General features: G+C 56.9%; 1 pseudogene. It reads right to left on the bottom strand.

The window, feature by feature from the left end:
• A pseudogene (locus tag AC0L3U_RS39270) lies at positions 1-153 on the bottom strand (ABC transporter substrate-binding protein); the annotation flags it as partial.
• Positions 154-281: the final 128 nt, after the last annotated feature.

Raw genomic sequence — 281 nt, 5'->3', positions numbered from 1 at the left:
GCCGTCCTTGAGGCCGGCGCGGTTCAGCAGTGCCTTGGCTTTGGCCAGGTCCTGTGGATAACCGGTCAAGTCCTTGGCATAGCTCCAGGTATTGGGTGGGTAAACGCCGTTGGCCGCTTCAGCGGTGCCTTCGAATACCGCTTTGAGGTAACTGCCCTTGTCAAAGCAGCGTCTGTTTGGTCAAGGTTGGCGAGAGAAACACGACATTGCTGGGAGCGCTAGCCTTCCAGCCTCTGGACACCGGAGCTATATGCAAGATGCTTTCGGTTGTAGCGATCAAG

The sequence above is a fragment of the Bradyrhizobium sp. Kon69 genome, assembly GCF_055807515.1.
The sequence above is the reverse complement of the archived record's forward strand: the minus strand, read 5'-3'. Positions and strand labels throughout refer to the sequence as shown.